Annotated in this window: 2 protein-coding genes and 1 pseudogene; 2 read left to right on the forward strand and 1 reads right to left on the reverse strand. The window is 73.4% G+C overall.

What is annotated here, in order from left to right:
- Positions 1 to 677: pseudogene (locus ACK5F2_RS12655) on the reverse strand (hypothetical protein); the annotation flags it as partial.
- A 120-nt stretch (positions 678 to 797) separates the two neighbouring features.
- On the opposite strand from ACK5F2_RS12655, the gene ACK5F2_RS12660 reads away from it, so the two are divergent.
- Both ACK5F2_RS12660 and ACK5F2_RS12665 read left to right on the forward strand, forming a co-directional pair.
- Positions 798 to 1,895, forward strand: a complete 1,098-nt coding sequence (locus ACK5F2_RS12660; RefSeq protein WP_409865140.1) for a carbohydrate kinase — start codon at positions 798 to 800, stop codon at positions 1,893 to 1,895.
- Positions 1,896 to 1,906: 11 nt separating this feature from the next.
- A complete protein-coding gene (locus tag ACK5F2_RS12665; RefSeq protein ID WP_409865142.1) occupies positions 1,907 to 2,812 on the forward strand; it encodes a pseudouridine-5'-phosphate glycosidase in 906 nt (301 codons plus the stop codon).
- Positions 2,813 to 2,986 lie beyond the last annotated feature (174 nt).

Genomic DNA, 2,986 nt, shown 5'->3' on the forward strand with positions numbered 1-2,986 from the left:
CTGCAGGCCCTGGCGGCCGCGGCCGGCGGCATTGGCGCGGCCGCGCCGGTGACCACGGCCAGGGCGCCCTGCAAGCCTTCGCCCTCGCCCGCCACGGCGCCGGGCAGATTCAGCACCTGGCCGCTCACATAGGCGCCGCCATCACCCAGGAAGAAGTCCAGCGCGGCCTCCAGCGCCGCCGTGTCGGCACCGGCCTCCAGGGCCAGCAGATTGGCGCTGGCGCCGCGCCGGCCCAGCTCCTTGCCCAGGGCACGCACAAAGCCGCGCAGGGCCGCGGCCACGGCCAGGGCCTCTGGCCCGGCCGCCGCCTCCAGCGGCGGCGCCAGCAGCAGCACCCGCCCGCCCCGCGCCAGGCCGCGCACGGCCGGCTGGGCCAGGGCGCGCAAGGCCTGCAGCTCGTCGAGACGGTTCGCGGCGCTCAGGTCCAGCAGCAGGGCCTGGGCGCCCTCCTCCCCGCTCAGCGACAGCAGCCCGCGCGCCTCGGCCCAGGCCTGCAGTCGTGGCGCCAGGGCGCTGGGCGCGGCCGCCAGCAGGAGCAGGCGGCGCCCCGCCAGCTCTTGGCGCTGCCAGGCCCCGGGCGCGCGGCGCCGCAGCCGCTGAGGCTGGGGCAGGCCCAGGGCGCGCAGCAGGGGCGCGCTCCAGCGCTGCTGGGCAAGGCTGAGCAATCGGTCGGTCAAGGCGGCTCCCGGGCTTGGGCTGGTGGGCCGCCGATTGTAGGAAGGCAGGATTCCACGTCCTAAACCAGACAGATACAGACAATTGTTTTGCATAAAGACAATTGTCTGTACACTGCCGGCATGGACAGCAAGAAAGAGCAGCTGCTCGCCCTGATCCGGACCAACCCCTTTGTGGGCCAGCAGGAGCTGGGCGAACGCCTGGGCCTGTCGCGCTCGGCCGTGGCCGGCCATGTGGCCAGCCTGGTGCGTGAGGGCCGGCTGCTGGGCCGCGCCTATATGCTGCCGCCCGCCCAGGCGCCCATCGTGTGCATCGGCGGCTGCAATCTGGACCGCAAGCTGCAAAGCTTGGGGCCGGTGCAGATGGGCGAGTCCAACCCGGCGCGCCAGCGCGAGACACCCGGCGGCGTGGCCCGCAATGTGGCCGAGAACCTGGCCCGCCTGGGCCTGCCGGTGCGCCTGCTCAGCGCTGTGGGCGAGGACGCCGCCGGCCAGATCCTGCTGGACGGGCTGCAGCGCCTGGGCGTGGACGTGGGCGGCTGCCTGCGCTTGGCCGGCCAGGCCACCGGCAGCTACACCGCCGTGCTGGACCCGCAGGGCGCCAGGGTGCTGGGCCTGGCCGAGATGTCGGTGGTCGAGGCCCTGGATACCGGCTTTCTGCGCCAGAGCGCGCCGCTGCGCGCCGGCGCCTCCCTCACTCTTTTCGAGCTGATCCTGGGCGCCGAGAGCGTGGCCCTGCTGCTGGCCGAGGCCCGTGCCCAGGGCCGGCCGCTGCTGGCCGTGGCCGTCTCCGCGCCCAAGATGGCCAGCCTGCCCGCCGATCTGCAGGGCCTGCAGACCCTTTTGCTCAATGCCGGCGAGCTGGCCGCCCTGGTGGGCACGCCGCTGGCGAGCGAGGCCGATTTCCAGCACGCCTGGCAGCGCCTGCAGGCGCGCGGCCTGCGCCAGCTGGTGGTCACGCGCGGCGCGGCCGGCCTGCTCTACAGCGAGGGCCCGGCCCTGCACGCCCTGGCAGCTCCGCCGGTAGCGACGGTGCGCGACGTCACGGGCGCGGGCGATGCCTTTGCCGCCGGCGTGGCCGCCGTGCTGCAGCGCGACCCCCAAGCCCTGGGCGAGGCCTGCCGCCTGGGCCAGCGGCTTTCCGCCCTGACCCTGCAGACCGATGCCACCGTTCACCCCGCGCTGAGCCCCGAATGGCTCGCCGCTCCCGCCCATTCCTGAGGACACCCGCCATGCAAGACTTCATTGCCTACTCGCCCGAGGTGGCCGCCGCCCGCGCCGCCGGCCGCCCCATCGTGGCCCTGGAATCCACCATCATCTCGCACGGCATGCCCTATCCGCAGAATGTGCAGACCGCGCGCGAGGTGGAAGACATCATCCGCGCCGGGGGCGCCGTGCCCGCCACCATCGCCCTGCTGGACGGCAAGATCCGCGTGGGCCTGACGCCCGAGGAGCTGGAGCTGCTGGGCCGCTCGCCCGAGGCCCTGAAGATCAGCCGCCGCGACCTGCCCTACGCCCTGGCGGCCCGCAAGATCGGCGCCACCACGGTGGCGGCCACCATGATCTGCGCCGAGCTGGCCGGCATCCGCGTCTTCGTGACCGGCGGCATCGGCGGCGTGCACCGCGGCGCCGAGACCAGCTTCGACATCTCGGCCGATCTGCAGGAGCTGGCCCGCACGTCGGTGGCCGTGGTCTGCGCCGGGGCCAAGAGCATCCTCGACATCGGTCTGACCCTGGAATACCTGGAGACCCACGGCGTGCCGGTGCTGGCCATCGGTCAGGACAACTTCGCCGCCTTCTACACGCCGGACTCCGGCTTCAAGGCCGATTTCCGCATCGACGAGCCCGCCGAGCAGGCTCGCTTTCTGCAGACCAAATGGGCGCTGGGCCTGGCCGGCGGCGTGGTGATCTCCAACCCCGTGCCGGCCGAGGCCGCCATGCCGCGCGCCGAGATCGATGCCATCACCGAGCAGGCCCTGGGTGAAGCCGCGACCCAGGGCATCGCGGGCAAGGCCGTCACGCCCTATCTGCTGGCCCGCATCAAGGCACTGACCGAGGGCCGCAGCCTGGCCACCAATATCGCCCTGGTCAAGCACAACGCCCAGGCCGGTGCCCGCCTGGCCCTGGCCCTGGGCTGAAGCCCGCGCGACTCAGGGCGCGGCGGGCGGGTTGGACTCGCGCCCCAGGGGCTCGCCGTTGGCGCGCTTGTACTGCGCCTTGCGCGCGTACATCTCCATGTCGGCCTGGCGCAGCAAGCCGGCGGCGTCGCGCGCCGTCTCGGGATACAGGGCCAGGCCGACATGGAGATGTAC

It is taken from the genome of Roseateles sp. (assembly GCF_046300915.1).
Lineage (GTDB): Bacteria > Pseudomonadota > Gammaproteobacteria > Burkholderiales > Burkholderiaceae_C > Kinneretia.

Bases quoted from the DNA above. Each gene is read 5' to 3' on its own strand.
- ACK5F2_RS12665 (WP_409865142.1), top strand. From the start codon at position 1,907: ATGCAAGACTTCATTGCCTACTCGCCCGAGGTGGCCGCCGCCCGCGCC.
- ACK5F2_RS12660 (WP_409865140.1), top strand. From the start codon at position 798: ATGGACAGCAAGAAAGAGCAGCTGCTCGCCCTGATCCGGACCAACCCC.